Origin of the sequence: Kitasatospora sp. NPDC058184 (genome assembly GCF_042883725.1) — a bacterium.
Taxonomy (GTDB): Bacteria; Actinomycetota; Actinomycetes; order Streptomycetales; family Streptomycetaceae; genus Kitasatospora.
The window spans coordinates 257-2,202 of the sequence record NZ_JBHVVE010000053.1 but is presented as its reverse complement, the minus strand read 5'-3'; the positions used below and the strand labels follow the sequence as shown (position 1 = coordinate 2,202).

Below are 1,946 nucleotides of genomic sequence, written 5' to 3'. Positions count from 1 at the left end.
ACATCAGCCTGTCGTGTCACCTCTGCCTTCAGGAACTGGAGTAACCAGGCACGCAACTGCACCTCCTCCGGCTTTCTGACCTTTGCCAGCAATGCTGCACCCACAATGACCTTCTGCGCTGTGTCCAGACTCCTGCTCTTCGCCTTCAGGCGCTGTAATCTGGCCTCAGCATCAGCAATCTTCTGTTCGAGTGTTCTGCTCATGATGTAACTCCGTGCGCGATGAAAAATCGCATTTTAGCGCGTCACTGGTAGTTTAAAAACTGAGCTGGCATAATGCACGGAAAATCACGAAGTGCGCACTTATACAATCTCCACTCCGTTTCGATTGTGTGCGCCCTGCGGGGCTGAAAGAAAACCACAAAAAGGCATTACGGCAGAAATGGCGATTTATCATCTCAGCATGAAAATCATCTCCAGAAACAGCGGCTACAGCGCCGTTGCTTCTGCTGCCTATCGTTCCGGTTCACTGATGCTTGATGAGCGTACCGGACTGACTCACGACTACACCCGCAAAAGCGGTGTGGCTGAAGCTGTGATTCTGACTCCCGCGACAGCCCCTGCCTGGTGTACGAACCGTGCCGAACTCTGGAATGCCGTTGAGAAGGCCGAACGCCGGAAGAACTCACAACTTGCGCGGGAAATTGAACTCGCCATCCCCCGCGAACTACCGCAGGATGCCGCACGGGAAACCGTTCTCGCCTTTGTCAGAGAAAACTTTGTCAGTCAGGGCATGATTGCTGATGTGGCGTTCCATCACATGGATAAAACAAATCCCCATGCGCACATCATGCTGACCACGAGAGCTGTCGGACCTGCTGGATTCGGTGGAAAGGTCAGGGACTGGAACGACCGGACACATGCCGAGACGTGGCGTGCATCATGGGCTGACCATGCAAACAGAGCACTGGCGAACGCCGGTTATCAGGAAGAGATAGACCATCGTTCATACGAGCGACAGGGGCTTGAGAAAACGCCTGGTATTCACCTCGGAAAGTCTGCCTGTGCGATGGAAACACGCGGTATCGAAACAGAACGCGGCGAACAGAATCGTCTGATTAACAGACTTAACCTGGAAATACAGATTTCCCGTACCGAACTCAGAAACAGCGGGCTGACAGAGCCTGCCCGCCGTGTGGCTGACCTTCTGAATATCGTGCTTCCTGACAACGCAACTTCGTACACACTACGTGACATCATCGAAGCGTTGCCGAAGGACAGTAATGCGGCATGGAAACTCACCAGTAATGCCATGTCGATGATGGCAGATATGCAGGCGACGCGCAGACGCTGGGAAGAGCTGAACACCGAACGAAAGGAAGCGATGAGCCATGCTGCCAGCCTGAAAAAATCATCGCCGTTTTCGTCCGGTTTTTCCCGTATTCCCCTGATGCAATGGGCGGCACCGGAATACCGTAGCGAACAGGGAAAAATCCAGTCGCTGAGCCAGCAAATGGAAAAATTGCGACAGCATTACCGGAAGGTGGAGAAACAGGACATTCCCGCGAGTCAGACGGCATTTGAAAAACAGTGGCAGCAGTGGGGGGCATCCGGCCTTGCAGCTCTCAGAGTCCAGTTGCTTAAACGTGAAGAGGAATTGCGCCGGAAGGAGCAGGAGGATACAGAACGTAGTCGCGCGGAGCGACGAGCGGAACAGCTCAGGAAAAATGACAATGCCGTTATGGATTCAGGGGTACTGAGCGCAGTCGTTACGGGGTATGGCGAGGCCCCCATGCCTGGTAACGGGGAAATGACCTGTTACCTTCTGCTTCACAACCGGAACGGAGAATACACGCTCTGGGGGAACGAGCTGGAGAAATACCGCACCAGAATCTTTGAGCGTGTTGATTTAATGCGTGACAGGAGTGGTTATATCTGTGACCGAAGCGAAATCGGTCAACATCCACCACTGCAACGTGTTTATTCCTCTGCGACCTTTGAGCAACT

General features: G+C 53.3%; 2 protein-coding genes. One reads left to right on the top strand and one right to left on the bottom strand.

The window, feature by feature from the left end; all coding sequences use genetic code 11:
• Window positions 1-203: relaxase accessory protein MobC (gene mobC, locus ACFVXH_RS41250; RefSeq protein ID WP_146711010.1), on the bottom strand; the 203-nt coding region annotated here is incomplete at its 3' end.
• Window positions 204-402: 199 nt separating this feature from the next.
• Here mobC and mobQ point away from each other — a divergent pair.
• A partial coding sequence (mobQ, locus tag ACFVXH_RS41245) for a MobQ family relaxase (RefSeq protein ID WP_387831227.1) occupies window positions 403-1,946 on the top strand: 1,544 nt, incomplete at its 3' end.